Annotated in this window: 23 protein-coding genes; 11 read left to right on the top strand and 12 right to left on the bottom strand. The window is 53.8% G+C overall.

Translation table 11 applies throughout. The features are described 5' to 3' along the window. The first annotated feature begins 127 nt into the window (after positions 1 to 127). Both H8K47_RS10145 and H8K47_RS10140 read left to right on the top strand, forming a co-directional pair. Positions 128 to 925 carry a YdcF family protein gene (locus H8K47_RS10145; protein ID WP_230410189.1) on the top strand — a complete coding sequence of 266 codons (798 nt, stop codon included), beginning with the start codon at positions 128 to 130 and terminating at the stop codon, positions 923 to 925. A gap of 11 nt (positions 926 to 936) precedes the next feature. Next, positions 937 to 1,248: a hypothetical protein gene (locus tag H8K47_RS10140; protein ID WP_186881287.1), complete on the top strand. Its 312-nt coding sequence runs from the start codon at positions 937 to 939 to the stop codon at positions 1,246 to 1,248. 58 nt (positions 1,249 to 1,306) lie between these two features. Here H8K47_RS10140 and H8K47_RS10135 read toward each other — a convergent pair whose 3' ends face one another. Further along, entirely contained in the window at positions 1,307 to 1,582 is a 276-nt protein-coding gene (locus tag H8K47_RS10135; protein WP_186881286.1) for a YjiS-like domain-containing protein, read from the bottom strand. 134 nt (positions 1,583 to 1,716) lie between these two features. Between H8K47_RS10135 and H8K47_RS10130 the strand changes: the two genes are divergently transcribed. After that, on the top strand, positions 1,717 to 2,637 hold the full coding sequence (locus H8K47_RS10130; protein ID WP_186881285.1) for a LysR family transcriptional regulator: 921 nt from the start codon (positions 1,717 to 1,719) through the stop codon (positions 2,635 to 2,637). Positions 2,638 to 2,690: 53 nt separating this feature from the next. Here the strand turns inward: H8K47_RS10130 and H8K47_RS10125 are convergent, their stop codons facing one another. Together H8K47_RS10125 and H8K47_RS10120 are read right to left on the bottom strand one after the other, a co-directional pair. After that, positions 2,691 to 4,094, bottom strand: coding sequence for an aspartate kinase (locus H8K47_RS10125; RefSeq protein WP_186881284.1), 1,404 nt, complete (start codon positions 4,092 to 4,094; stop codon positions 2,691 to 2,693). A 100-nt stretch (positions 4,095 to 4,194) separates the two neighbouring features. After that, positions 4,195 to 6,168, bottom strand: a complete 1,974-nt coding sequence (locus H8K47_RS10120) for a peptidase U32 family protein (protein ID WP_186881283.1) — start codon at positions 6,166 to 6,168, stop codon at positions 4,195 to 4,197. Between the two features lie 227 nt (positions 6,169 to 6,395). Here H8K47_RS10120 and dacB point away from each other — a divergent pair, with 227 nt between their 5' ends. The 4 genes from dacB (at position 6,396) to H8K47_RS10100 (ending at position 9,725) form a co-directional block, all read left to right on the top strand. Then, positions 6,396 to 7,844: a D-alanyl-D-alanine carboxypeptidase/D-alanyl-D-alanine endopeptidase gene (gene dacB, locus H8K47_RS10115; RefSeq protein ID WP_186881282.1), complete on the top strand. Its 1,449-nt coding sequence runs from the start codon at positions 6,396 to 6,398 to the stop codon at positions 7,842 to 7,844. Between the two features lie 265 nt (positions 7,845 to 8,109). Continuing rightward, positions 8,110 to 8,496, top strand: a complete 387-nt coding sequence (locus H8K47_RS10110; protein WP_186881281.1) for a hypothetical protein — start codon at positions 8,110 to 8,112, stop codon at positions 8,494 to 8,496. A gap of 1 nt (position 8,497) precedes the next feature. Continuing rightward, positions 8,498 to 8,689, top strand: coding sequence for a helix-turn-helix transcriptional regulator (locus tag H8K47_RS10105; RefSeq protein WP_162021392.1), 192 nt, complete (start codon positions 8,498 to 8,500; stop codon positions 8,687 to 8,689). Positions 8,690 to 8,747: 58 nt separating this feature from the next. Then, entirely contained in the window at positions 8,748 to 9,725 is a 978-nt protein-coding gene (locus H8K47_RS10100; RefSeq protein WP_186881280.1) for an alpha/beta fold hydrolase, read from the top strand. 11 nt (positions 9,726 to 9,736) lie between these two features. Here H8K47_RS10100 and H8K47_RS10095 read toward each other — a convergent pair whose 3' ends face one another. From H8K47_RS10095 to H8K47_RS10080, 4 genes are all read right to left on the bottom strand, one after another. Further along, a complete protein-coding gene (locus tag H8K47_RS10095) occupies positions 9,737 to 10,639 on the bottom strand; it encodes an AraC family transcriptional regulator (protein WP_186881279.1) in 903 nt (300 codons plus the stop codon). Positions 10,640 to 10,685: 46 nt separating this feature from the next. Then, positions 10,686 to 11,165: a GNAT family N-acetyltransferase gene (locus tag H8K47_RS10090; RefSeq protein WP_186881278.1), complete on the bottom strand. Its 480-nt coding sequence runs from the start codon at positions 11,163 to 11,165 to the stop codon at positions 10,686 to 10,688. Between the two features lie 136 nt (positions 11,166 to 11,301). Then, the gene (locus H8K47_RS10085) at positions 11,302 to 12,120 is read right to left on the bottom strand and encodes a sugar phosphate isomerase/epimerase family protein (protein ID WP_186881277.1); all 819 of its coding nucleotides are present in this window, start codon (positions 12,118 to 12,120) and stop codon (positions 11,302 to 11,304) included. A gap of 39 nt (positions 12,121 to 12,159) precedes the next feature. After that, positions 12,160 to 12,999, bottom strand: a complete 840-nt coding sequence (locus tag H8K47_RS10080) for a phytanoyl-CoA dioxygenase family protein (RefSeq protein WP_186881276.1) — start codon at positions 12,997 to 12,999, stop codon at positions 12,160 to 12,162. 178 nt (positions 13,000 to 13,177) lie between these two features. Here H8K47_RS10080 and H8K47_RS10075 point away from each other — a divergent pair, with 178 nt between their 5' ends. From H8K47_RS10075 to H8K47_RS10060, 4 genes are all read left to right on the top strand, one after another. Then, positions 13,178 to 14,113, top strand: coding sequence for a LysR family transcriptional regulator (locus H8K47_RS10075; RefSeq protein WP_230405139.1), 936 nt, complete (start codon positions 13,178 to 13,180; stop codon positions 14,111 to 14,113). Between the two features lie 246 nt (positions 14,114 to 14,359). After that, entirely contained in the window at positions 14,360 to 14,758 is a 399-nt protein-coding gene (locus tag H8K47_RS10070; RefSeq protein ID WP_186881275.1) for a hypothetical protein, read from the top strand. Between the two features lie 192 nt (positions 14,759 to 14,950). Beyond that, a complete protein-coding gene (locus tag H8K47_RS10065) occupies positions 14,951 to 16,600 on the top strand; it encodes a glycoside hydrolase family 10-like protein (RefSeq protein WP_186881274.1) in 1,650 nt (549 codons plus the stop codon). A 405-nt stretch (positions 16,601 to 17,005) separates the two neighbouring features. Continuing rightward, a complete protein-coding gene (locus H8K47_RS10060) occupies positions 17,006 to 19,861 on the top strand; it encodes a TonB-dependent receptor domain-containing protein (RefSeq protein WP_329604163.1) in 2,856 nt (951 codons plus the stop codon). Positions 19,862 to 19,944: 83 nt separating this feature from the next. Here the strand turns inward: H8K47_RS10060 and H8K47_RS10055 are convergent, their stop codons facing one another. From H8K47_RS10055 to H8K47_RS10035, 5 genes are all read right to left on the bottom strand, one after another. Next, positions 19,945 to 20,856, bottom strand: coding sequence for a GGDEF domain-containing protein (locus H8K47_RS10055; RefSeq protein WP_186881273.1), 912 nt, complete (start codon positions 20,854 to 20,856; stop codon positions 19,945 to 19,947). 148 nt (positions 20,857 to 21,004) lie between these two features. Then, on the bottom strand, positions 21,005 to 21,604 hold the full coding sequence (locus tag H8K47_RS10050; RefSeq protein WP_186881272.1) for a M15 family metallopeptidase: 600 nt from the start codon (positions 21,602 to 21,604) through the stop codon (positions 21,005 to 21,007). Between the two features lie 65 nt (positions 21,605 to 21,669). Beyond that, complete coding sequence (locus H8K47_RS10045; protein WP_186881271.1) at positions 21,670 to 23,493, bottom strand: ABC transporter substrate-binding protein; 1,824 nt, start codon at positions 23,491 to 23,493, stop codon at positions 21,670 to 21,672. After that, on the bottom strand, positions 23,493 to 24,476 hold the full coding sequence (locus H8K47_RS10040) for a succinylglutamate desuccinylase/aspartoacylase family protein (RefSeq protein WP_186881270.1): 984 nt from the start codon (positions 24,474 to 24,476) through the stop codon (positions 23,493 to 23,495). The genes H8K47_RS10045 and H8K47_RS10040 overlap by 1 nt, the downstream gene beginning before the upstream one ends. A gap of 16 nt (positions 24,477 to 24,492) precedes the next feature. After that, positions 24,493 to 25,830 carry an MFS transporter gene (locus tag H8K47_RS10035; RefSeq protein WP_329604162.1) on the bottom strand — a complete coding sequence of 446 codons (1,338 nt, stop codon included), beginning with the start codon at positions 25,828 to 25,830 and terminating at the stop codon, positions 24,493 to 24,495. Between the last annotated feature and the right edge of the window lie 233 nt (positions 25,831 to 26,063).

Here is a 26,063-nt window from a genome sequence, read left to right as displayed (position 1 = left end):
ACTCATTCTGAAAGCAAGTTAAAATGCCTGCGTTTGTTCAATATGACAAGAGTCCGGTAAAAAACACACCGTCTCACGCTAACAGTCAGCAGTACCGCGGGCTGTACCTGAATCAGGAGGATATCGTTTGACACGCTTTAGTTTGTTTCGCCTCATTCCGCGCTTACTGATACTACTCGGTGCCTTGCTAGTCACCGATGCCATCTATGTCATGTGGCGAGGTGTTTTTCATTTCGGTTCATTTTTTCCCCTCACTGTAGGACTGGCATTGGTTCTGGCCGGGAGCAACTGGCTGCGTTTACGCAACTGGTTCTCCACCCCGACATGGCGACGCTGGCTGTGGCGTCTGGGCTGGAGCGCAACCTTGGCATGGGTGGGCAGCGTTGCAGTATTTTTCTGGCATATCCAGCATGGCTATCAAACCGATTTGGCCAGCATCGGAAAGCCGGTCGATACCATACTGATACTGGGCTCAGGCACGCTGGATTGTCAGGCTTCGCCAACCCTGGCCGCACGGCTGGATGCGGGCATCATACAGGCGCAACGCCTGCCGCAGGCGATGATCATGGTAAGCGGCGGCAAAGACTGGCGGCGTGACTGCACTGAAGCACAAATCATGGGCGACTATCTGCGTGCGCACGGCATACCGGCTGCACGCATCTGGCAAGAGGAGCGCAGTACCAGTACCTATGAAAATTTTGCCTTCAGCAGCGCTTTGCTGCAACAATATGGCGTCAGACCAGAACAAGGTTTGCTAATCGTGACCAGCGATTTTCACAGTCTGCGCTCCGCCAGGATTGCGCAGCGCGCCGGCTTTCGTCATACTGCCAGCGCGTCGGCTGAAACGCCTTTGTATCTGCGTTATAACGCCTGGCTACGTGAATATTTTTCTTTTATCAGCGGTTATCTGCTGAATGAATATTGATAATGAATAACATGAATTCAAACAAACTGGATCTGGCGACAGTGCAGACTAAATTCAAAGTCATGGCAATCGCCACTTTATTTTGCTTCAGCGCTCTGGGTTGCGTCGACCTGATGCAAGCGATCAATACCGCCTCGATCGCACATGGCATGGTGGGCATTGCTTTCATCGCCTTTTCACTGTGGTCTTGCCGCCGCGTGTTATATGCAGGCACACCTGAAAAAACCGCGCCAGCCAGCCCGCTGTGGGGCGCGCTGTATTACAGCTCCTGCCTTATCCTGATCGCCGGTGTCGCTTTAAAACGCGGCTGGATACCATTCTGAATCACGGTGCAGTGACGCCTGATGCTGAGTTAACATGCAGACCTTTCAACGCCGTAGCTCAGACAGATCGGCGCCGAGCATCTCCCCGCATTTCCGAACTGACTGGTGACAGACTGACTGCAGTGCTGCGTATCGACTGCAAACGCACCGCATCTTCTGGCGTTTCCTGTTGCAGGAGGCCTGGAATTTCACTGCGTCCTATCCCCAGATCCAGCAATTCCCGGTCTTCCATACCACGTAATTCCAACGCATCCTGACCCCGTGCAATGCGCCGCTGACGCAGCCAGGCTCCGCAGAATTTAATTAATGCAACAATCCTGTTTTGACTTGCCATCTCACACCTCCTGAAGAATTGACTGCTATCTTGCGACTTCAGATAAAATCAGGGAAGTGACAAATTCTGATCGATATAATCAGAAAAACTGATAATTTGCTTTACGTAATTCACCGGATAGCACAGGAGGCAGCATGCGTGAACTGAGTCTGGATCAGTTAAAAACCCTGATCGCGATTATCGATCTGGGTACCTTCTCGGCTGCAGCGCAGGCGCTGCATTTGTCGCAGCCCACCATCAGCCTGCATATCTCGGAACTGGAACAGCGTTTCGATACCCCTTTACTGGTAAGGGGTGGGCGGCGGGTGACACCGACTGCGGCTGGCCTCACGCTGGCTGAGCATGGAAGAAAATTATTGCGCGACGCCGACGAAGCGATTGCGGCAGTAGGCCGACAAGTGGCGGGGGTCAAAGGACGCGTCAGACTGGGTGCCTCCAGCGGCATTCTGGTGGCTCAACTCCCGCAAGTGATGGAAACCCTGGGCCGCCAGTTTCCGGATATCGATGTCAATGTCAGCATTACTGGCTCGGCTGAAACACTACAAGGACTGGAACAGGGCACGCTGGATATAGGCATCGTCGCCATGCCACAAAACCCGTCCAAAGAAATCACTATCCGTCACTGGCGTACTGACCCGATGATGGCGTTTTTGCCAGCTGCCTGGCAAGCACCAAAAATCATTACGCCCGACTGGCTGGCGGATAAAGCACTGATCTTTAATGAACCCAGTACCCATATGTACCGGCTGACCATGGAATGGTTTGCTGCAGCTGGCTATGCGCCGCGTGCCAAGATAGAACTGAATTACACCGAAGCCATGAAAAGCCTGGTGGCAGCTTCCTACGGTGCGGCCATTCTGCCGCTGGATACGTCTGACCCGACGCGACCGCAACCCATGCTACAGCTGAGACCACTACGCCCTGCCTTGCCGCGCCAGATCGGTATCGCGCATCGGCCGTTGTCCACGCTGGATGGTGCAAGCCGGAATTTTTTAGCGATACTTGAACAATTCCGGCAAAGCCCGGGTAGCAAAAAGACGCTTCGCACAAAATAAAAAGGGCTGCCATTCGTCTGCAGCCCTTGCCATCAGCGTTTGCATCTGCACGCTTATTTTCCGAAAAATTCCTCATGCACCAGACGCAGCGCCAGCTTGCGGTCTTCCTGCTGCACCAGCATATAGGCTGCCACCTCGCTTGCTCCGGCGGCTGCCAGACGCACCCTTACACCACCGGCCAGCGCCGCCGACAAAGCACGGCTCGCTATCGCACTGCCAACATCAGAAGCATCCAGCACGCCATCGCCAACCACCGCAACAATCGCAACCGCATCGTCACAGCTGACATTGACCACACCTGCCAGATGATGTTCGGATAAGGCCGCGTACGCCGCGTCCAGATGATCGCGTGCCAGCAAAATATTGATCGCCGTTTGCGCCGTCAGTACGCTCTTGATGTTGATGCCGTGCTGGTCCAGGGTATTGGTCACTTGCGCCAAAATACCGGCTTTGAAACCGACGCCGGGCCCATGCAACTTGAGAATAGCAACATCGTCGGTAGAACTCACGCTTTTCACCACATCGCGCGTGACATGACGTTGCGCATCGATGATGGTGTAAGGCTGCAAGCCACGTTCAGGCTGGGTGATATTGAGAATACGGATAGGAATATCGCGGTCAAACAGAGGCTCCACTGTGCGCGGATGCAAAATTTTTGCACCGAAATACGATAACTCCGCCGCTTCCAGATAATTCAGTTGCGAGATAGAGCGTGGCGCACTGACTGCCCCCGGATCAGCGCTCAGGAAACCATCCACATCCTTCCATACATCCAGCGACTCCGCCGAGATGCAAGCCGCAATCGAGGCCGCTGAATAGTCGGAACCGCCGCGCCCAAACAGCGTGGTTTTTCCCTGCGCGTCGATGCCATAAAATCCCGGCACCACAAACACCACATCATCTGCCAGCGCGGCAGAAACGGATGCGGTACTGGCCGCGAAATCACAGGCTGAGTTACCGAATACACCATCGGTAATCAGACCGATATCTTCAGGTAAGGCTTCACGCGCAGCGATGCCGCGACTCAGCAAGACCTCGGTCAGCAACAGACTGGACAGGCGCTCGCCATAACTTAAAATCGCATCATTCACAAAGGTCGGCACATCGCCTATGCAATGTATGCCGGTCAGATAGCGATCCAGTTGATCCAGTCTTGCTCCCAGTGCCTGCTCGGTACGCGCTCTGTGCTCAGGGTCGCTGATATTCGCTTCCAGTATCTGTTTTTTCAGCGCACGCAGAGTTTGCGTGTAGTTCTGGCTTTCAGCCAGTGCGGCCTTGGTGCCAGCACCTTCTCTGGCGGCCTGTACGCAGGCGATGAGCGCATTGGTGATCCCATAAAACGCAGATACCACCAGCACCAACGGACGCTGATAGGCCTGCACCACATTCACGACACGGTCGATATCCTGCGGCTGACGCAGGTTAGAACCACCAAATTTGACGACGATTTTTTTCATGCGGAATTCCAGAGCAAAGAGAACAGACAATTTGTAAAGTCAGCCTGCCAGATTAGCGCCGCCAGCGATGCCGGTCAAATCCCGGCATCAGCAAAGCCGCTCAGTGATTGGCCGGTCTGGTTTTGTGAAACACCAGCGGACTATACGCGACCGAGGATGGCGGAGGCGCTTGCAGAATATGCGGTTTCATCGCACCAATGATATGCATTTCACAGGGCTTGCAGTCAAACTTCAGGGTATATTTTTCTTCACCGCTGACCAGTGTCATAGGCTCTGCCTTGACCTGTCCCTGCACACCTTTCACACCCTTAGCCTGTTTCGGGCAGAGGTTGAAGGAGAAACGCAGGCAATGCTTGGTAATCATCAGCGAGACCTCACCCGCTTCTTCATGGGCCTCATACGCAGCGGCGATCAGTTGCACACCATGCTTCTGATAAAAAGCACGTGCCTGACTGTTATACACATTGGCCAGGTAGCTGAGCGTCGTTTCCGGATAAGGCACAGGCGGTTCCTGCGCCGGGGTACGCTGCGGACGCTGCCAGGCCGCGCTACGCGCTGCTTCGTGTGCCGCCACGGCGTCACGGCGTAAGGCATTAATCACGGAAGACGGGACGAACCAGGGTTGGCGCAGACGCAGTTCCACGCTGGCGGCTTCAAACATGGTGTTACCCAGCTTGGCCAGACTGTCACGCAAGCCGGATTCTGCTTTATCAGCCTGCTGCGCCGGCTCCAGTGTGCAAGCCAGCTGTACCGCAGAATGCACGCCATCCTCGTCGGTCATGGCCAGCTCTAAACCTTGCTCGTGGTCAGACAAAGTCAGCCAGACCGGCACCCGGCGCTCGGCTGATTTTTTGGTCAGTGCCTGCTCCCAGCGGTGATCGCGGTTACGGTTCATCAGCAAGCCCACTTTCAAACCAGCCAGCTCACTGATTTTTTCATTCGGGAATACGCGCCAGACTTCGCCATTGTCATTGCTACCCTGACGCTCAACGGTATTCGCCTGTATGCCCATCACTTCGCGCTTGAGCATGTAATTCAGCCCGTCGCCATTGGCCATGGCTTCATTGGTTTCTAATTCAAACCAGGTGCTGCCTATGCGTGTGACATAACCCAGATGCAGGCCCACGTATTTGGGCGAGTCGAAGGCGCCGATATTGTCCAGCCTGCCGTTTGCAAAATAATCGGTATGACCACGATGGAAGTTTTTATCGACATCCGGTGTGAAAGCAATCTGGCTGCGACCACTGGAGGCGCGGCTGAATTCCGGCCTGCGTTCCAGAATCTCATCCAGCAGCAAACGATAATGGGCGGTGATATTTTTGACATAACCCATGTCTTTATAACGCCCCTCGATCTTGAGCGACTGCACGCCGGCATCAATCAGCGCTTCCAGATTGCGGCTCTGATCATTGTCCTTCATCGACAGCAAATGCTTTTCATAAGCGACTACCCTGCCCTCACCATCCGTCAGCGTGTAAGGCAGACGGCAGGCTTGCGAACAGTCGCCGCGATTGGCGCTGCGTCCGTTATCGGCATGCGAGATATAGCACTGCCCGGAAAATGCGACGCATAAAGCACCATGCACAAAATATTCGAGTGGGGTCGTCACTTCAGCCTTGATCGCGCGGATTTGCTCTATCGTGAGTTCACGTGCCAGCACCAGTTGAGAAAAACCGGAAGCGCCGAGGAAACGCGCCTTATCCACCGTGCGGATATCACACTGGGTACTCGCATGCAACTGCATGGGCGGAATGTCCAGCTCCATGATGCCCATGTCCTGGATAATCAGTGCATCGACGCCCGCATCGTAGAGCTGATGAATCTGACGGCGTGCCGGTTCCAGCTCGGACTCATGCAAAATAGTGTTCATGGTGACAAAGATGCGCGCATGATAGCGATGCGCAAAGCGCACCAGCTCGGCGATCTCACTGACCTCGTTGCTGGCGTTATGGCGCGCACCAAACGAGGGGCCGCCGATATACACCGCATCCGCCCCATGCAGGATGGCTTCTTTGCCTATCTCTATATTTTTGGCGGGGGCTAGCAGTTCTAGCTGATGAGCAAGCAGGGTCATGATCAAACCAGTGACGGGGAAAAGGGCGAAATTATAACGAAATCAAAGGCTTATGTCCTGATTCGTGGGTTTTATGAACAAAAAACCATGTTCTTTTCTGTACCGGCAACACCCGCTACCGCAGCCCCGGGCAATTGACCAGATGCAGTCAGCGTGGTCTGATGTGCGTATATGGTATGTATGCGCCCTCAATACCAGACCTTACCCTGTTTCCCCTGAACCAAGCTATGTTAAAAAAACGCCCGCTGTTATATCGCTTAGCCTTGCTACCCTGCATGCTGCTACTGCCCGTATCTGTCGCTTTGGCCCAGAATGCACTACCTGCCAAAGTCAGCGAATTACTGCAACAAAATGAGATTCCTTCGTCTGCCTTGAGTCTGACCGTGATCGCGGCTGACAACACGACGCCACTGCTGCAGCACCAGGCCGAACAGCCAGTTAATCCGGCCTCCACCATGAAGCTGCTCACCACCCTGGCTGCATTGGAAGAGCTGGGACCGCAATTCCGCTGGAAGACCCGCCTTCTGAGCGAGGCCACGACCACCCGTGACCTACTGAAAGGCAATCTGTATCTGAAAGGCGGCGGCGATCCCAATCTGACCTGGGATAAGTTGGCACTCATGCTGCGCACTCTGCGCCAGCAAGGCATACGCAACCTCCAGGGGGATCTGGTACTCGACCGCAGCTATTTCAACCCACAAAGAATCGATCAGGATGTGATACCGTTTGATGAACATCCGGATGCGTATTACAACGTGATTCCGGATGCGCTGCTGATACACAGTAATCTGAGTTCTGTGCAAATTACCTCAGACAGCAAAAAAATCCAGGCCAGCCTGCTGACCCCGCTGGATAAAGTCAACATAGAGACGCATCTGCATTTCAACCAAAAAAGCTGTACTGACTGGGAAAAAGAATGGCAGCCGCCGCAAGTGAGCACCCTGCCGGGCGAGGTACTGGCGTTGCAGCTCAACGGTGGTTTCCCCAAAAACTGTCAGATCACGACTCATCTGAATCTGCTGGATCGCAATCAATACATCGCACGCCTGTTCCGGCAGTTATGGCAGGAAATGGGCGGCAGTTGGCAAGGCCAGGTCATCGACGGCACAACGCCAGAATCGGCAAAGTTACTGGTCGAACGGCAATCTGATACGCTGGCTGAGACAGTACGTGTAGTGAATAAATTTTCCGACAATATGATGGCGCGCAGCCTGCTGCTCACCTTAGGCGCAGAACAGAATGCAGCGGGCAGCAGCGTGGATACAGGCAGACAAAGAATACGCGACTGGTTAAACAAAAAGCAGATCGCTGACAGCACGCTGGTGTTAGAAAACGGCTCTGGCTTGTCGCGCAATGAACGCCTCAGCACGCAGTTGCTGGCTCAGGTGTTGCAAGCAGGCTGGCGCAGTAGCTGGAATGCCGAATACCTGAGCAGCCTGCCTATCGTGGCGCTGGACGGCACCATGCGCCGCCGTCTGAAGGGTAGCGCTGCTGATTCACGCGCCCGCATCAAAACCGGCTCCCTGAAAGACAGCGTGGCCATCGCAGGTTATGTACGCGACACACTAGACCAGACCTGGATCGTGGTTGCCATCGTCAATCACGATGCGGCCTCCAGAGCCAAACCCGCGCTGGATGCGCTGATAGACTGGGTCGCTGCCGGGCGACCGCAATAGAGGAAAAACCACACCGATGATTTTTTTTGTAAAGCGTGCTTGACATCGCTTAATTTGCGCCTACAATGTCAAACATGCTTTACATCGCCGTTGTAGTACAGGCTAGGTGTTTCAAGGATCAGCAGCGTTTTCAGCTGCTTCTTTTTTCGCCAGCAGTGTCAAGTACGCTTTACTATCTTCCAGCATGCGCTTACGTGGCACATGCTTTTTTTAAACATTGCGATGTCAATGAAACTTGACAAAAACCAGCAACAAGGAGAATGCCATGCGTGAAAAAGAAATGAAGTCCCTGTATTTCCGTGAACTGTTTGCCGCCATCGGCGTGTATCTGCTGGTCCTGTTCAGCGTCACAGCCTGGATCAAAGACATGCCGGACAGTGCCACCAAAACGGCACTGGCGCTGAGCCCGGCGTTGCCGGTCGCGCTGATGTTCTGGGCCATCGTGCGTCATGTGGCAAGAATGGATGCGTATCTGCGTGGCTGGCTGATGGAAAACATCGCCGTCGCGGGTGGCATCACCGCCATGTTCAGCGTGACCTATGGCTTTCTGGAAGGTGTCGGTTATCCGCGCATCAGCATGTGGGTCGTCTGGAGCATCTTCATGGGTGGCACTGGTGTAGTGACTTGTGTCCGCAAATGGATGGAGAAATAAGATGCGCAATATCGTTAAGGAGCTGCGCAGCGCACGTGAGTGGAGCCAGGCCACACTGGCCGATCAGCTCGAAGTATCGCGGCAAACCATCAATGCGATAGAAACCGGGCGTTATGACCCCAGCTTGCCGCTGGCGTTCAGCATCGCTCAGCTATTCGGCAAACCGATAGAACAGATTTTTTTTATGGACTAAGTCTGCATTACAGCGTCTGACACATACAGAAACCGTAGCGCTCACGAAGGAGATTTCCATGTCATCTGCATTCACTCTACTCACCCACATCAGGCACCTCACAGGTATCGCAGCTTTGAGTTGTACGCTGATGCTCAGTCACTTCAGCAATGCCCTGGCCGCAGACAACAACACTGAAAAAACTGCTGTCGCTGCCGTCAGCAAAACGGTTGTCAGCAGCTATCAGACTGGCAGCCTGTATGTGGATCAAATTGGCACGCAAGGTGTCCCCATCATCCTGATTCCAGGCTTATCCAGCGGTGCTTATGTCTGGGACGATCTGGTGCAGCGTCTGCAAAAAGACCATGTCCTGTATGTGCTGACGCTGGCCGGATTTGATGGAAAACCCGCCATGGAGGGCCCTAAACTGTCACGCGCACGAGACTCTTTGCTACAACTGATTAATGAGAAAAAAATTGATCGCCCGGTGCTGATCGGGCACAGCCTGGGGTCGGCGCTGGCCATCTGGTTTGCGGAATCACATTCAGACAAAATCCGTGGCGTCTTTGGGATTGATGGCCTCCCCGTCATGCCTCGCTCGGAAAACTTCACCGCGACGCAAAGGCAGGAATTCGCCTCCAGTATGCAACAACGCTATGCCCGGCAAACGCCGGAACAGTATGCGGCAGGACAACTGCAATACATGCGCAATATCGCCATGACCGGCAATCAGTACACCGCCGATTTTGCACAACGCAGCGCACGCAGTGATGTGGCCGCAAGCGCCGCCTACATGAGTGAACTGTTTGCAATCGATATGCGCCCTGAATTGCCAAAAATCAGCGTGCCGGTGACCATTATCTCGCCCTACTATGCGCCGGATTTTGCAGCACTGAACATAACAGAAGCAGCCAAGACCGACTATGTACGCTCGTTGATGCCGGGGCTGAAAACCCTGAAACTGGTTTCCATTCCCGACTCGCGTCACTTTGTGATGCAGGATCAGCCGGAAGTGCTGGCAGCCAGATTGCAGGAATTTCTGAGCAGCCTGCACTAAAAATACCGCCTTCAACGTAGCGGCAGAAAAATATCCACTTCTGCCTGCTGCTCAGGGACATCGGGGTAAAAACGCAGTCTTTGCAAAAAGACCGGGAAGTCGCGTAATTCCTCACCGCTGGCGGGTAACCAGGTATCAAACAGATAGCCTATGCTGTGTTCCAGCTGACTATCCAGCCCGATGTGACGCAGCACGGCGCAGCGCCCGGCTGGAATGGTTTTCGCAATGATACCGGCCGCCGCATAGGATGCAGGCTGATCGACTGCGACGCCGACATCCAGCCGGAACTCGGCTGCTGGCACATGATCCGGATGTCCGTACAAAATATTGAAGGTGCGGTAGCGACCAGGTGGCAATTTTTCTTGCTTACGCCACGCGATAAATTTCTGCAGACTGTCACCGATCAGCGCAGGATCACCACGGTGTTCCATACAGGCCAGTGCAGTTGCTGGGAAGTCGATAATACCTACGTCTTGATGATTGAAAGTCATAGCAATACTCCGGTGAGCGGGAATCAAAGAACAAGCCTGATGCCAGCTTGGCCAGTCGGGCGCAGCGCGAAACGTACTGGGCGATTGCCCGCTCATTTTTCTGAAGGCCCGGGAAAAAGCAGCGAGCGACTCAAAGCCATGATCGAGCGCGATGCGGGTGACTGACAAGGAAGTGCGGAATGCGAGCTGGGAGCCGGCCCGGCGCAAACGCGACTGCAATACGTATTGATGCAAACTGAGTCCGAATGCGCTGGCGAACTGCCGGTGAAAATGAAAGCGCGACATCGCAGCCAGTGCACTGAGGTTTTCCAGCGATAAATCTCCATCCGGACAAGCATCAATATAGGCCGCGACTTGTTCAAAACGCTGCCAATAATGCGCACGCCTGCTTTGCTCTGTGTACGGGCCGCTCTCTGTATTCATCTGCATTCCTGTTTCCTCCTGACAGACTGCAGCTTAAACCTGGTGCTCATGCCGGGTTTGATGAATCTTGCTGAGTTGCGCAATCCGGCAGCTCAGGTATATCAGGCGCCGCCAGCCTGAGTAAATAGTAATCGCCATGCTCAGATGTCGCACGCTGCACCACGGTCCAACCCATGCGTAGATAAAAGGCATGCGCGGCGTGATTATTGACGACGCATTTCAAATGCCAGGGACAGGCTAAGTGCGCATGCAAGGCATGCAGCAGGCTGCGGCCGACACCCCGTCCCTGCGCATGCTGGGCGACATACAGATGATGGATAAAAGCATGCTCAGGCTGATACGAAAGAAAACCAGCCGGGACACCGGGTTCCAGCTCTGCGATCAGTATCGTTTCACCGACGGAGGCAGCAGCAAAATCATCTGCTTGCTTTGCAGCGCTGGGTAACCAGTCTGCATCGTGCATGGCCTGACTGAACAGCGTTTGGATGGCTGTGAGATCTGCAGTGACGGCGATTCGGATTTGCATCAGGTTGCGCTCAGCGTGGATGAAGTGAGCCCATTATAAGACCTAAAAAAGCGAGCTAGGCTGAAACGCAGACATCAGGTATGTCATCTGCATCCAGCCTCAGTGCGCTTGCCTGTGTGCCCGCTACTACCGGATTTTAGTTCTGATAACGCGCACGCAATAACTGCATCATCGCCACATTCAACTCCCAGGCATCGCTGACCACCTGATTGGTGTAAGGCAGGGTTTGTGTGTAGGGGGTTGGCCCAAACTCAGGCGTGATCGTCAGATAAGGCTCGCCACGTTCCTGACGCTGCAGCAGGATCTGATCCCACCAGCCTAAATGCTGTTCCAGCACGGTGGCATGTTCCGGCGCACGGAAGTCATTCACTTGCGGTCCCTGCTGATGCCCTACCCGCGCATGGATATGGCGTACCTGAGGAAAAATCTGCGCCAGCATCTCCGCCTGATCTTCCAGCAGCGATTCGCAGGCGACACACCAATGCGATAAGTCTGCATTGAGTTGCAATTGAGGACGCTGCTGCAAATACGGCATGAGTAACATGGGATGAGCACTGAAGCGGCTGCGATGAATTTCATGCACGATGGGCACGCCGGTTTCCTGACTGATACTGTCGGCCAGATCCAGCAATTCACTGTTTTGCGCAAAGCTGTAAAAATCCTTGCCAGTGTGGGTGTTGACCAACACAGGATTCGCCGTGCATGCGCTCTGCAACAATTCGCGCAAGGCCTGTTTATGCGCTTTGAAGTCGCTGTGAAACACGGTCTCCCACTGCTGGGCGATCAGTAGTAAGCCTGCATCCTCTATGGCCCTGGTCCAGGCTTCACGTTCTTTCTGCTCCAGCGGCAACGACATTTCTATGCCATCAAAACCGGCTGCCTTCACGCTGGCGATCCAGCTGTCGCGCGCGATATGCGCATTGCCCCAGTGCGGGGCGAAAATCTGTAATTTCATGCTTACTTTCGGTTGTCAGGTTACGCGTCTGAGGTGGATTTACACAAATCCGCGTACCGGAAAATCAGGACCGCGCTGTATCCAGTTACCCGCAGAATACTGCGTCTTCCCATCAGTCACATGCAGGGTATAGGCATGACGCGATACCGGCGAACGGTTAGGTGCGCTGTAATGCGGCAGCAAGCCGTGGAAGCACACCAGGCTACCGGCCTTCACTTCCAGCGGTACCGCAGTGCTGTCGTCCGGCCACGGCAGATCGGATAATTTTTCTACCCTGACCTGATCCCCTTCCCGCACAAAGCGTTCGCGCATAGGGCTGCGATGACCACCCGGCTCAGCCCACAGGCAGCCATTCTCCAGCGTTGCGTCTTCTAATGCAAACCAGAAGGTGGTGACGCTGACCGGATCAGTGTCGAAGTAAGTCGCATCCTGATGCCAGCGCACTTCACCGCCTATGCCAGGCTGCTTGAAAATATACATGGATTGCCAGATTTGCGGCTGTTGCAAACCCAGTTGTTGCGCCACCGTCGCCAGCGCCTGACCGCGTGAGAATGCACTGAATACCGGGTCCAGATCATGCATCGCATGGCCTATTTTATTGATAGACAGCGCTTTGGCCTGGCGTAACTGGCCATCGCTGTCAAACGCTTCTTCTTCAAAAAAGCAGCTGATGTTATTCGCGGAATTCAGAAAATAATGATCGATTTTCCTTTCCTGCTCCTTGGTAGTAAAAATCGAGACTGATTCCGACGGATCAAACGCATCGACGATCGCGCCGGCGCGCTCGCGCAAGGCAGCGATTTCTGCTGCACTTTTAAAATCGGGGACGACCACATAACCATCCTGATGGAATTGGGCGATCTGCTCTGCATTCAACATAGTCACTCCTGAAAAATTAAGTTTGATAGCGCGGCAACCACGTCTGGCGCAAGGTATTGATGTAGCGCAAGTGTAATCAAACCCAGGCACTTGTCACAATACAGACAATCATTGACATATTGTCGCTAAATTATTGACAATACTTGTACAGGGAGCCGCCTTTCGCTAAGGAGCATGCATGGATCAGTTAAAAGCAATGGAAATTTTTGTCGAAGTGGCCCGTCTGCGCAGCTTCAGCGCGGCCGGACGTCAGCTAGGCTTAAGCCGTGCGCTGGTCAGCAAGCATATCCAGCAACTGGAACAAAATCTGGGGGCAAGGCTATTGCACCGCTCTACACGTGAAGTCAGCCTGACCGATAGCGGCCAGGCATTTCTTCAACCCTGCAGCGCCAGCGTTGAGCATGCACGTCAGGCACGTGCAGCCATCGGCTACGACAGTAACATCCTGCAAGGCAGTCTGCGCCTACAAGCGCCTAGCAGTTTTGGGACAGAATGGCTGGCGGATGCGCTGGCACGCTTTGCCTTGCAGCATCCACAATTACAACCCAGTCTGCATCTGGATGATCAGTTACTCGACCCGGTGCGTTATGGTTTTGATCTGAGCATACGGGTCGGCGGTATCCCGGACAGCCATGGCTTGCATATGCGTACAATTGCGCCCTGTCGCGGGGTGTTATGCGCCAGCCCGGCTTATCTGGAACAACATGGCATGCCACAACATCCGGCTGAGCTGAGCGCACACCGCTGCCTGCATTTTCAGCATCTGACCCAGGGTGTGCAGTGGGAATTTCAACGCGGAGAAGAAAGACTCAGCGTAGAAATTCAACCCGCTTTCAGCGCCAACAATGGCAAGGTACTGCATCAGGCCGCGCTGCTCGGGGTGGGCATCGCCTATAACACCAGCTTTCTGGCCTGGCGCGATCTGTGTGAAGGCAGGCTGCTGCCGGTACTGGCGGACTGGCAGTTGCCGCTCAATTACTTCACCGCGCTGTATCCGGCTACCCGCTACGTATCGCCCAAAGTACGCGCACTGATCGACTACCTGCTAGCCCAATATCAGCCTGAACCCGCATGGGATAAAGCTTTACGCGAAGCTGGCCTGTCATCGCAGTGAGCAAAGTGCGGTCCATCCAGCGTGTTAACGTGTTGCTAATTTACAATAGCAAGAACTAAAGTGAAAACACCATGCTGTTTTCACTTTCTATTTCCACAAAGAAAGATGACAATCGAGCCCGACCCGTTGTCGGTCATTCAGGCTCATTCAGGATCATTCAGGATCATTGATCCTGGGTCGGAAAATGTGATCTGACCCGCCGGAGAGAGAGCAAGTCCACGTGTAACCAGAATTGGGGGGTAGGGGATGAAACTAATACAGAATGCGATGCTGGAGTGGATGCATACCCTCTATGACGCGATCAGGGATAAATATTTCCTGACCTGGTTCATTCCCATGCTGAGCATTTCTGCACTGATTGTCGTCGTCTTGTTTGATCTGATGGGCTATGACCATAGCTTCAAATTAGCCCATCTGTACACCCAAAACTGCCGCAGCCTGAACGATAAAGAAGCGCTGGCCATGTTGCTGACGGCCTTCGTCACGGGTGTCAGCTGCATCCTGCTGGCAGGTGAATTGATTATCTTTGCTGAGGGACGCAAACGCGGCGTACCCACGAATTACACCAGTTTCATCAGCACCAGTTGCGTCGCACTGATCTCGCTGACGCTGATCTTCATTTTTTCGCGCGAATTTTGTCATTGACTTGATTGACACCGATTACAACATCCCCTGCCCGGGCAGCATGCTAAACCCCGACAAATTTTTCCAAATTGCAATGTTTAGTATGAACTTCCTGCTCAGGATGCCGACAACAGCTTAAATTCAGAAAAACACTGGTTCCATCCTGCTGAATACAGTAGCATCTGTGCTCTTTTTGCATCTCTGTCTGTATCCATGTTTTTGTTTAACGGCTCCTCTGATTTATCTGTCAACCATCACCCTGCCAAGCCCAGAGGGCAGCTGCATGGACTGCGGCTCGCTGCCTCATTGGCGACCTTACTCGTTACCTTACTGGCCGCCTGTGCGGGACCTCAACCCGGCAGCATCGCGCCACAATCCGGCGCGGCCAAGTCGCCCGTGATCGTGAATGCGCCACCGGCGCAACTGCCACTCAGCAAGGACGCTCCGGCCACTCCACGCGAATTCCGTGCGGTCTGGGTCTCGACCGTCGCCAATATCGACTGGCCGAGCAAGCGCGAACTCAGCAGCGATAAACAAAAAGCAGAAGCCATCGCTATCCTGGATCAGGCGGTGCAAATGCGGCTCAATGCGATCGTGCTGCAAGTGCGTCCATCGGCAGATGCGATTTATCCGTCTGCGCTGGAACCGTGGTCCGAATTTCTTACCGGCGAGCAAGGCCGCCCTCCGCAACCGTATTACGATCCTCTGCAATTTTGGATAGAGCAGGCACATGAACGTGGTCTGGAATTGCACGCCTGGTTCAATCCCTACCGCGCACGAACCACGCAGGCAAAGGCCGGGCAGGCACGCAGCCATGTCAGTAAAACCATGCCTGCCATCGTCAGACAATATGGTGATATGAGCTGGATGGACCCGGGTGAGCCACAGGCGATGCAGCACACCCTGAACGTGATTAGTGATGTGGTGCGGCGTTACGATGTCGACGGTGTCCATATCGATGATTATTTTTATCCCTATCCGGTTAAAAACAGTGCTGGGATCGAAATGGATTTTCCGGATGAACCCGCCTGGAATCGCTATTTGCAATCGGGGGGTAACCTGAATCGCGCAGACTGGCGGCGCGATAATGTGAACCGCCTGGTGGCCGCCATTTATCAACAAGTGCATCAGGAAAAATCCTGGGTCAAGTTTGGCATCAGCCCGTTTGGGATAGGTCGCCCGGACCGGCTGCCGCCTGGCATTACCGGTTTCAGCCAGTATGACAAGCTATATGCCGATGTAGAGCTTTGGCTGGCGCGTGGCTGGCTCGATTATCTGGCACCACAGTTGTACTGGCCGATACAACAGACACCGCAAGCCTTCAAAGTCTTGTATGACTATTGGAGTACCCAGAATCTGCAACAACGTCATATCTGGCCAGGCCTGTTCACCAGTAAAATCGATCACACAGAAAAATCCTGGCAAGCCGATGAAATCCTGAATCAGGTCGATGCGCTGCGTGAAAAAGCGGGCACTGGGCATATCCATTTCAGCATGGTCAGCCTGAGTCAGAATCGTAAAGACATACGCAAACGCCTGGCGCAGGAAAAATACACTTCGGCCGCTTTAGTACCGGCTACGCCCTGGCTGGAAAACACCAATATCGCGCCGCCGCAGCTGCAATGGAATGAAGAGCAAAAACTGTTACGGGTACAACTGGCCGATCCGGAAAACACACGCTGGCTGGCGATCTGGAAACAAACTGAACAGCAGTGGCAATTCAGCGTACAGCCCGCCAGCAAGCTCACGATAGACGTGCGTAAAGACGGGCAGCCAGCGCCATTGAAACAAGTGGTGGTGATGGCAGTCAGCCGCTCAGGACAAGAAAGTTTGCCCGCAAAATTCAGTGTCACCACGCCTTAACCTGCACGGACATTGCAGACAGCACAGGCAATATAAACAACAATCACAAGGTCCAGAGCCGCTGATGCAGATCGGCAGCTCTGTTTTTTTGTCACGACCAACACTAACTGTGTAAAAATAGTTAAGCTGGTAAATTGAGCAAGAACAGCAAACGCCTGACAGCAACAAGCCTGCGCTGATTGCCTGTAGTTTGCTACAGCAATTTGCCCACACGCTTAGCAGCACATCTGAAAAATACCCTGCATACCCGCTCAGCCGCTCACGATTGAGCGCTGCCTGTTTCAGCATCATTTTCATTTGTCAGCAGCTATCCGCTGCCTCTTCAGCGACTGCGCGTGATATCTGCGCTGGCCATTGCTAAGCTTTGCGCACCGACCAGGATAGAAACAGAGTAAGGAGAAATTCGTGAAGTTAACAAGACTGGCACACTGCCTCGCCACAGCTGGCATGATCACTGGCTCGATCACGGGCTTTGTGCTGCCCGCCCAGGCGCAGCAGCAAACAAAAGAAGTGATGCAAAAAGTTGAGGTGACCGGCAGCAGCATCAAACGCACCTCAGCAGAAGGTGCTTTGCCACTGGAAATCATCACCCGCAAACAGTTAGAAGCAGCCGGCATCGTGACTGCCGAACAATTGATCGCCACCCTGAATGTGAATGGCAATGGTTCCGATAATCTGGCCAGCAATGCCGATGTGACGACCGGTGCGCAACGCGGCAATAACGGTGCCAGCTCTGCGAATCTGCGCGGTCAGGGTGCTGACAGCACGCTGGTATTATTGAATGGTCGCCGCATTGCCACCCATGGCATGAAGGGCGCGGCAGTCGATCTGAATTCCATACCGATGGCAGCGGTCGAGCGCGTGGAAATCCTCAAGGATGGTGCATCGGCGATGTATGGCACAGATGCGATAGGTGGTGTGATTAACTTCATTCTGCGCAAAAATTTTCAAGGTATACAGGCACAGACTTTCGCTGACCTGACACAAAGCCCGGGCGGCGATATTAACCGGGTCTCCTTACTCGCGGGCTTCGGTGATCTGGACAGCGACAATTACAATGTGTTGCTGACCGCCAGCCACAGCGAAAATCAGGCGCTGCGCGGCGATCAGCGCGACTTTGTCAACACCTTCCAGCCGGGGCGCGGCTTATCGGTGGATACACGCGGCACCCCATTTGCAACCGTGTTCGCGACTTCGCTGGGTAATACCATACTGAGCAATAAGAGTAATACCGGTCCGCTGTGGCCAGGTAGCAATCAGAGTGCGAATGCCATCAATATCCTGAATCTGCCGGGTGCGGCCGGGTGCAATAGCGTTGATGGCATGTCTGCCTATGACTACCGCTTATGGGATCAGGCTGCTTCGCGCTACGCCTGCGCCTGGGATACCGGACGGGCCGCGGTCTTGCAGCAATCAGTCAAAAACAATAACTTTGTGTCGCGCGCGACGCTCAATATCGGCGGCGGACATCAGGTGTTTGCCGAACTGCTGGGTTCGCGTGTCGAGGTTGCCAAGAGTTTTTCACCGAATCAGGTTTCACCCGGCAGCAGTTTTCCGGTCAGTTCGTTTTATCCGAAAACCGGTGCCGCTTACGATATGGTATTCAATGCCATCGCGGCGCAGATTCCATCTATCCGCAGTAATTATGGACTGCCTATCGCGTATCGCTGGCGCTGTATGGAATGCGGCAACCGGGAAATCAACACCAGCACGGATGCAGCACGTCTGCAACTGGGCGCCGATGGTCAGATTGGCCATTGGGATTACCGGGCCGGCCTGTCACGCGCCTATAGCGAGTCACAATCCACACTGGGTAATGGCTATCACTACACGAATGCGCTGGCCAGCGCACTTGGCAGCGGCCTCATCAACCCCTTCCTGCTGCCTGGACAAAAACAAAGCCAGGCTGCACTGGATCTGATCAACAGCACGTCCGCCAGGGGCGTGGTGCTGTATGGTGGTAAAACGACACTGACACAAGCCGACGCAGCGTTGTCCGGCGTGCTGTGGACACTGCCCGCGGGCCCTTTGATGGCGGCATTTGGCACCGATCTGCGGCGTGAACAGTATTCCTTCAATGGCGATGCACGTGTTGCTAACGCGCGCCCGGCTATCCTGAATGCCCCTTTCGATGACACCAATGCCCTGCCCACTGTCAGCCGCGATATCCGCGCGTTGTATGCAGAATTTCTGATTCCTGTATTCAAATCCCTGGAACTGACCGTCGCCGGACGACAGGATCACTACAGCGGCTTTGGCAATACCTTTAATCCCAAGCTGGCCTTACGCTATACGCCGGTCGAGCAGGTTTTGTTACGCGCTTCGTATAACAGCGGCTTCCGTGCCCCCTCGTTTAACCAGTTATTTAATGGCGTGACCGAGTCGCCTTACTCCGGCAAAGATCTGGTCGATCCCGCTACCTGCGCTGGACTGAAGGCAGACAGCAATAAACCCGGCTGCGCGGTGATCACACCGAATATCCTGAGCGGCGGCAAAACCAGCCTGGGACCGGAAACCGCTAAACAGGCCAGCCTGGGCCTGATCTGGGCACCGGCATCGCAATTCAGCATGAATCTGGATTTATGGGAAATCCGTAAAGAAAACAGCATTGTGGCAGTCGATCTGAACACACTGCTGCAAAACTACGGCCTGTTCAAAGCGCAGTTTATCCGCGATGCGAGCGGTAATATCGTACAGATCGACCAGCGCTGGGTGAATGCCGGTGCCAGCCTGACCCGAGGGATCGAGGTCGGTGCCAGCGCAAACGGCAAACTATGGAATGGTAAATGGAGCGCCGGAATCGACGGCTCTTATCTGCTGGAGAAAAAATCCCGCCCGAATGACAATGCACCGTATGGCAGCAGCGAGGTCGGGCGCTATACCTATACCGGCGATCTGGGTTTGCGCTGGAAGCACAGCGCATACTTTAGCTACAGCGAAGGGAACTGGAGTAGCACCCTGACCCAAATCTTCCGTTCCGGCTATCAGGATCAGGTATTACCCGGCGTCGCCAATGGTCTCATCGCACCGGCGAATTACAACCCGGATGTAAAAAGCTATTCCATTTTCAATCTGAACGTGACGTATAACGGATTTAAACATCTGAGCCTGAGTGCAGGCCTTAAAAATCTGTTCAATACTGATCCGCCGTTTGCGATCAATTACGACAGTAATTCTGGTGCTGGCAGTTCGTGGGAGCCAAGGGTAGCCGATCCGCGTGGCCGTTCAGTCACGGTGATGGCAACTTATACGTTCAGGTAAATGCAGCCACACCTGAACCAATCAGCAAAGAGCCGCTCACTTAAGCGGCTCTTTTGCTATCGGCCAGCATAACGCATGCATGCTCAATCCAGCCAGACCAGACGGTTGCGGCCATTTTCTTTGGCCTGATACAAAGCCTGATCCGCCCTGTCTATCACCTGCTCCAGTGTTTCCCCGGCTCTGAGCTGTACCAGTCCGGCTGAGCAGGTATAGCGGAAATCCGGCATATCAGGCAGTGCCATATCGTGTCTGACATCTTCCAGCAAACGTTCCACCACCTGCACTGCCTGCGCAGTCGTCAGTTGTGGCAAACAGAGGATGAACTCCTCCCCGCCCAGCCTGCCACAGGCATCGTTACGCCGGGTGCAGGCCTGCAGGCGTCTGGCAAAACTGATCAGCACCAGGTCGCCTGCAGCATGACCAAAACTATCATTCACATTTTTAAAAAAATCCAGATCGAACAAGGCCACATGTAAAGACATCGACTTCTGATGCCTATCCTGAATCGCCTGCTGTATGATCTGCGAAATATGACGCCGGTTGCTAATGCTGGTCAGCATATCGGTCTGGGCTGCACGTAAGGCCTGATCCCTGGCCTGCCGCAATTCGCGCCCATCCTGACGCAAGTGGGTAATATCGCTGGCGATACACATCATCCAGCCATTCTCCTGCACGGTTTCTGTCATCCATATCCAGCGCCCGTCGGTCAAATCTGACTCAAAAGCCCGGAAAGGCAACTTGCCGCGGCGCGAGTAGGCGGAAGCAATCCATTGTTCAATATCGTCGGTGTTGATCGCCACACCACGTCGCATGGCATAGTTTTCAAATACCATCGTTGACCAGCTCATGCTGCCATCCAGACGCACAGCAAACACAGCCTGAAAAGCAGGATTGGCATAGTGCAGTATGTCATGTTGATCGAACATAGCAATCAGCAGCTCACTCTGGTGAGCGAGTTCAGGTAATACCGCATGTAATTCCTGATTTACTTGCATACTGATCTTACACTTTCCGGCATTGCTGCGACCTCAATGATGGCGCTGGGATAGGAGTTGGTCGCTGACTGCCACCTATTCCATCAAAGCATATCAGCAATAAGAATTCAATCTAAAAAATGACTGGCGACCAGGTATCGCTATTCCCTCAGTCTATACGCAGATAATGCTGTCGTACGTCAACAACCGAACCCAGATTGAAATGCCACCATTCGCTGTGTATGCCATGGAAACCCGCATGGGACATAGCGGCACGCAGGATGTCACGGTTGCAGATGTGAACCTGACTCAGCTCGCCACGCGCACGTAGCTGAGCTTCCAAAACCGGATGGGATCGTTCTGCAAACTCATCGAAGCCGCTGCCCATGTCCAGCTCTCGGCCTTGCGGATCACATACCGTCACATCCACCGCCATACCGAAAGAATGGACAGAGCCACGTGCCGGATCCGCCACATACATTTGCAAAGGTGAGCCAGCCAGATATTGCCACAACATTTCCTGCACCCGGTGTGGCCTTAGGGCGTCCAGCACCAGCAACTGATAACCGGCATGGTGCTGATCCAAAAAAACTGCTGCACGCTCCAGCGCATCGGCCGCCTCGCGGTGCAGCCAGGCACAATCCAGTTCGCCATACAGATCGTGGCCAACAAAGTTATCTGATCCCGCATAGCGCAGGTCTAACCGTATTGCGTCTATGGTATCGAGCCGCCGGAAATCAGGATGGCCAGCCAGCAGTTCACAACGCATCGTTGAATTCTCCTGAAATAGTCAAAAAAGACGCCGCATCACTGCAGTGCAGTCTGCACCTGCTTTTACTTCATATTCTGCTTCGCATCCGGTGCGATATCGAGGTAGCGCCAGTTCGTAAAATCCACCGGATGACGTTGAAAATTCAATAACCATGGCTGCTGTACATCGGCCGACAAAGGATGAGTACGTAAGATCCAGGGATTGTAGGCATGAATGTACAAAGACATTTGCCGGTACAGGGCACGTCTTTCAGGACCATCGGCCATGCGACGGCTTTGCTCAAACAAGCGGTTATATTCTGGCAGGTTGAAACGCGCGTAATTCGCACGTCCGGTATTGGGGCCATACAGTAGCTGGAAAAAATTTTCTCCATCCGGGAAATCAGCGACCCAGTTTGCTTCCGTCATCTGCACTTTACCCAGCCGGGCAGCACGCAATATCTCCGAATACTTATCCGATTTAAAGCTGATACGTATGCCCAGCATCTCCATATTTTTACGCCAGACTTCATCGCGCAGACGACCGGTAGTGCTGGCCTGGGTATGCATGGTCAGCTCCAATGGCTGTCCATTGGGCAGACGCCGGTATTGGTCGGGCCCGCGCTGATAGCCAAATTTATCCAGCAGTGCATTGGCGAGTACAGGATTAAACTGGACCGGACTGCGAAAATCTGGATCATAGCCGATCACATTCGGTGCCAGCGGCGACTGCGCCGCCTGCGCCAGACCTTTCTCCATCATCGCGATATCCTGCTGATGGTTGTAACTGAGCGCAATCGCGCGCCGCAGCGCGATCTTGTCCGGCGTATAACCACCCAGCACCGGGTCTTCCATATTCATCCAGACGTAATACGTCTGTAGCGGAGAAAACAAACGCAGCTGTATGCCCTGCCTACTCAGTTCAGGTTTGAGCTGTCCATCACGCAGTACCATTTCAGACAGCGGTGCTGGCACCTGTTCCAGACTATCAAACTCACGATTCAAAAAGCCCAGCACCCTGGCCTGCTGTTCCTCCACCACAGAGATACGGATGCGCTGCACCAGCGGCAAGCTTTTACCGTTCAGGTTTTCTGCAATGCGCCTGGAATACGCGTCCTGAGTCGCTTCGCCATCAAACAAGGGGCGACGATAATCAGGGTTGGCGATCAGATTAATATGAAAACTGCGTTTCCACTCATCCAGCCGGAATGGGCCGGTACCAACCGGATGATTGCCCGCCTGATTACCGTAAAACTCTATCACTTCACGTGCGACGGCACCCGTGGCCGGCGTCGCTAATATGAACAGAAAATTAGGGTCCGGCGCCTGCAAACGCAAACGTAAGGTGTAGCGGTCAAGCACATGTATACCGGCGATCACGGGCGTTTTTCCGCTGCTTACCGCCTTGGCGTAAGCCTCGCCACGCAATGCCTCATCACCCTGCAATTTACCTTCGAACATGAATAACCACGGCGATTTCAGCACAGGATCATACATACGCTGTATCGCGTACGCATAGTCGGCCGCCTGCAGCTCGCGCCGCTTGCCGCCGAAGGCGATATCCTCGCTGAAAAAAATCCCGGATTGCAAACGCAGGGTATAGGTTTTACCATCCGCGCTGATTTCGGGCATGGCGCGCAAGGTATTCGGCTTGAGTTTGAGCGGCCGCGCCAGATAATCGTAGCGCAGCATGGGTTCAAACAAATTTTCATTGACTGACAAAGTCGTGATATCCGAAGCGAGTGCCGGATCAAAACTACTTTCCGGTGTGGTCACCAGCACGTTGAGTGTTTTAACCACTTTGGCAGGATAGGCTGCATTCCCGGTATTCGCGTTCGTGCTGGCGCTGTGCAGGCCGATACCCAGTATCGCGATCAAGCTCAGCACAGAGAATAAACGGTGTCGCATCAGACAACTCCTGCCAGACGATTGCTGTAACGCGTGATATAAAACCATTCTTCACCGGCTCCGGCTTCCGCATCCGGAAAAATAATCCGTCCATCCATACTGGCGCGGACTGCTGTGCCATCGGCGCGCGTACCAATCAGATCACCGGCGCAGACCGTATCGAAGCTGTACCAGTCACGACAAAAAACATCGTCCTGATGCTGTTTATCGATCACGTCATAAATTCTCAGGGTTTCGATTTGCGCCTGAGGCGCAGGCGGGTTACCTGCTATCAGTCCCAGATGGCGCAGCGTGTTGTCGATCGCACGCCAGGCCACATCGGCAGCCTGGGGGTCTTCATGCTGACCACATTCCAGCGTGACAGCATAGCCGCCGACTGAACGCATATATTCGGTAGTGCCTACGCCAAAACGGGTATCTGCATTCGCACGTGTTTTCGCATCGGCATCCGGCGCCAGTGCCTGCTGACGTCTCGCCACGCCGTGCGCATAGGTGCTCAACCAGCCATCTACCATGCGCTGCACACCCAGCCGTGCCGCCATGGCCAGCTCGGCTTCGGCATGACTAAATGGTTCGATTTCAGCCTGATTGTTTTCTGGCCCCACCAGCACAAAGGGCTCGCCCGCACCACGAAAGGAATGCAAATCCAGCAGCACCTCATGTGCTGCCAGTAAAGGACACAACCAGTTCGCAACATGGTCTTCAAATTCCTGTACATGCGCGGTCGGGATCAGGCACCGGTTCAGATTGCGTTCTCCTTGACGTTCGCCCTTGGCATAGGCCAGTGGGTTACAGACCGGCACCAGCGTGAGCTGACCACTGATCAGTCGTAATGCGCCGCTTTGCAATTGCTCTAGTAAGCGACGAATTGCCAGTGTGCCGCAAATTTCATTGCCATGCACCGCGCCGGTAATGATCAGTTTAGGACCCGGCAACGGGGAGCGAAAAGTGTGGCTGACAAATTGTAAGTCTTGCAGTTGCATAGCTATCCCATCTGCATCAGGCAGGAAGTTTTTTCTTGCGGCCAAAATCCGGTTCCACCCGTATCAGTGCCGCAACCAGAAAGGTCGGTAAGGCCGCAATGCAAATCCACACAAAGAAGTGCGCATAGCCCAGCATCGCTTGCAGGCTGCCGCTGAACATCCCCGGCAACATCATCGACAAGGCCATGAAGCCTGTGCAGATCGCATAATGTGTAGTCTTGTGCTCGCCATCGGCAACCATAATCATGTACAGCACATAGGCACTGAAACCAAAACCATAACCGAATTGCTCCGCCGCCACCGCTGTACCGATCAGCCAAATAGAAGACGGCTGCACAAATGCCAGATACACGTACACCAGATGGGGCACATTAATTGCCAGCGCCATCGGCCACAGGCAGTTTTTCAAACCAAAACGTGCAATCGCGGCGCCACCCAGCAAACCGCCCAGCGTCAGGCTGGCCATACCTATGGTGCCGTAGACAATGCCGACTTCCTGATTACTTAAACCCAGACCGCCTTTTTCCAGCGCATCGAGCAAAAACAAGGGGGCGATCTTCACCAGCTGGGCTTCGCCAAAGCGATACAGCAACAGGAAAGCGATGGTCACCAGCACACGCTTCTTTTTCAGGAAAGCCGCAAACACTTGAAAAAAACTGCTGATGACCTGAGTCGTATCGCCTTGCGCCTTGTCACTAGCCGGTGTGGGTAAAGCGAAGCGGTGATAAAACGAAAGCGCGATAAACATCGCCGCCAACACCCCGAATACCACCATCCAGGCCAGTTGCGTACTGCCGCTGAAATCCTTGACGCAGCCAGCCAGATAGACCAATGCGCCCTGTCCGGTCAGCATGGACAAACGGTAAAACATACTTCGTACACCGACAAACGCGGCTTGCTGATGCTGTTCCAGCGCCAGCATATAAAAACCATCGGTACCAATATCGTGCGTCGCCGATGAAAATGCGACCAGCCAAAGCGCCAGCAAGCTGGCCTGAAAAAAACCATCGAGAGGGAGAGTCAGTGCCACCAGCCCGAACAATACGCCCAGCACCAGCTCCAGTGTGATTATCCAGTAGCGCTTGGTTTTGAACATGTCGACAAATGGCGACCACAAGGGCTTGATCACAAACGGCAAGTACAGCCAGCTGGTGTACAAGGCAATATCGCTATTGGACACGCCCATATTTTTATACATAATCACTGACAGCGTCATGACGATGACATAAGGTATGCCCTGACTGAAGTACAATGAAGGAATCCAGCGCCAGACGGATATGTCGGGACGCACTGTAGCAGTGCTGGCAGTAGTCTCCGCGGCCTGGCCGGCGGTAAGCTGATTATCCTGAGGCATGCAGTGTGATATCTCCATTATTTGATTTACGTATAAACTGAGCCGCTATTTGCGCATCACATGCTAATTAAAATGCAATAATAACGGTACAAGTCCAGCAGAGCTGCAGAAATCCTGTGAGCCGAAGCATGCTCAGATTTCACTTACCTGCCCTGCGTTTAACCGCCTATGATAAACGATCAGCTACTTAACATCAGTTCAAATTACCTGAATCAGCTATCATCAGCCAGTGC

The sequence above is a fragment of the Cognatundibacterium rugosum genome, from assembly GCF_014284365.1.
GTDB classification, from domain to species: Bacteria; Pseudomonadota; Gammaproteobacteria; order Burkholderiales; family Burkholderiaceae_D; genus Undibacterium; species Undibacterium rugosum.
This window is presented reverse-complemented; position numbering and strand designations above follow the sequence as displayed.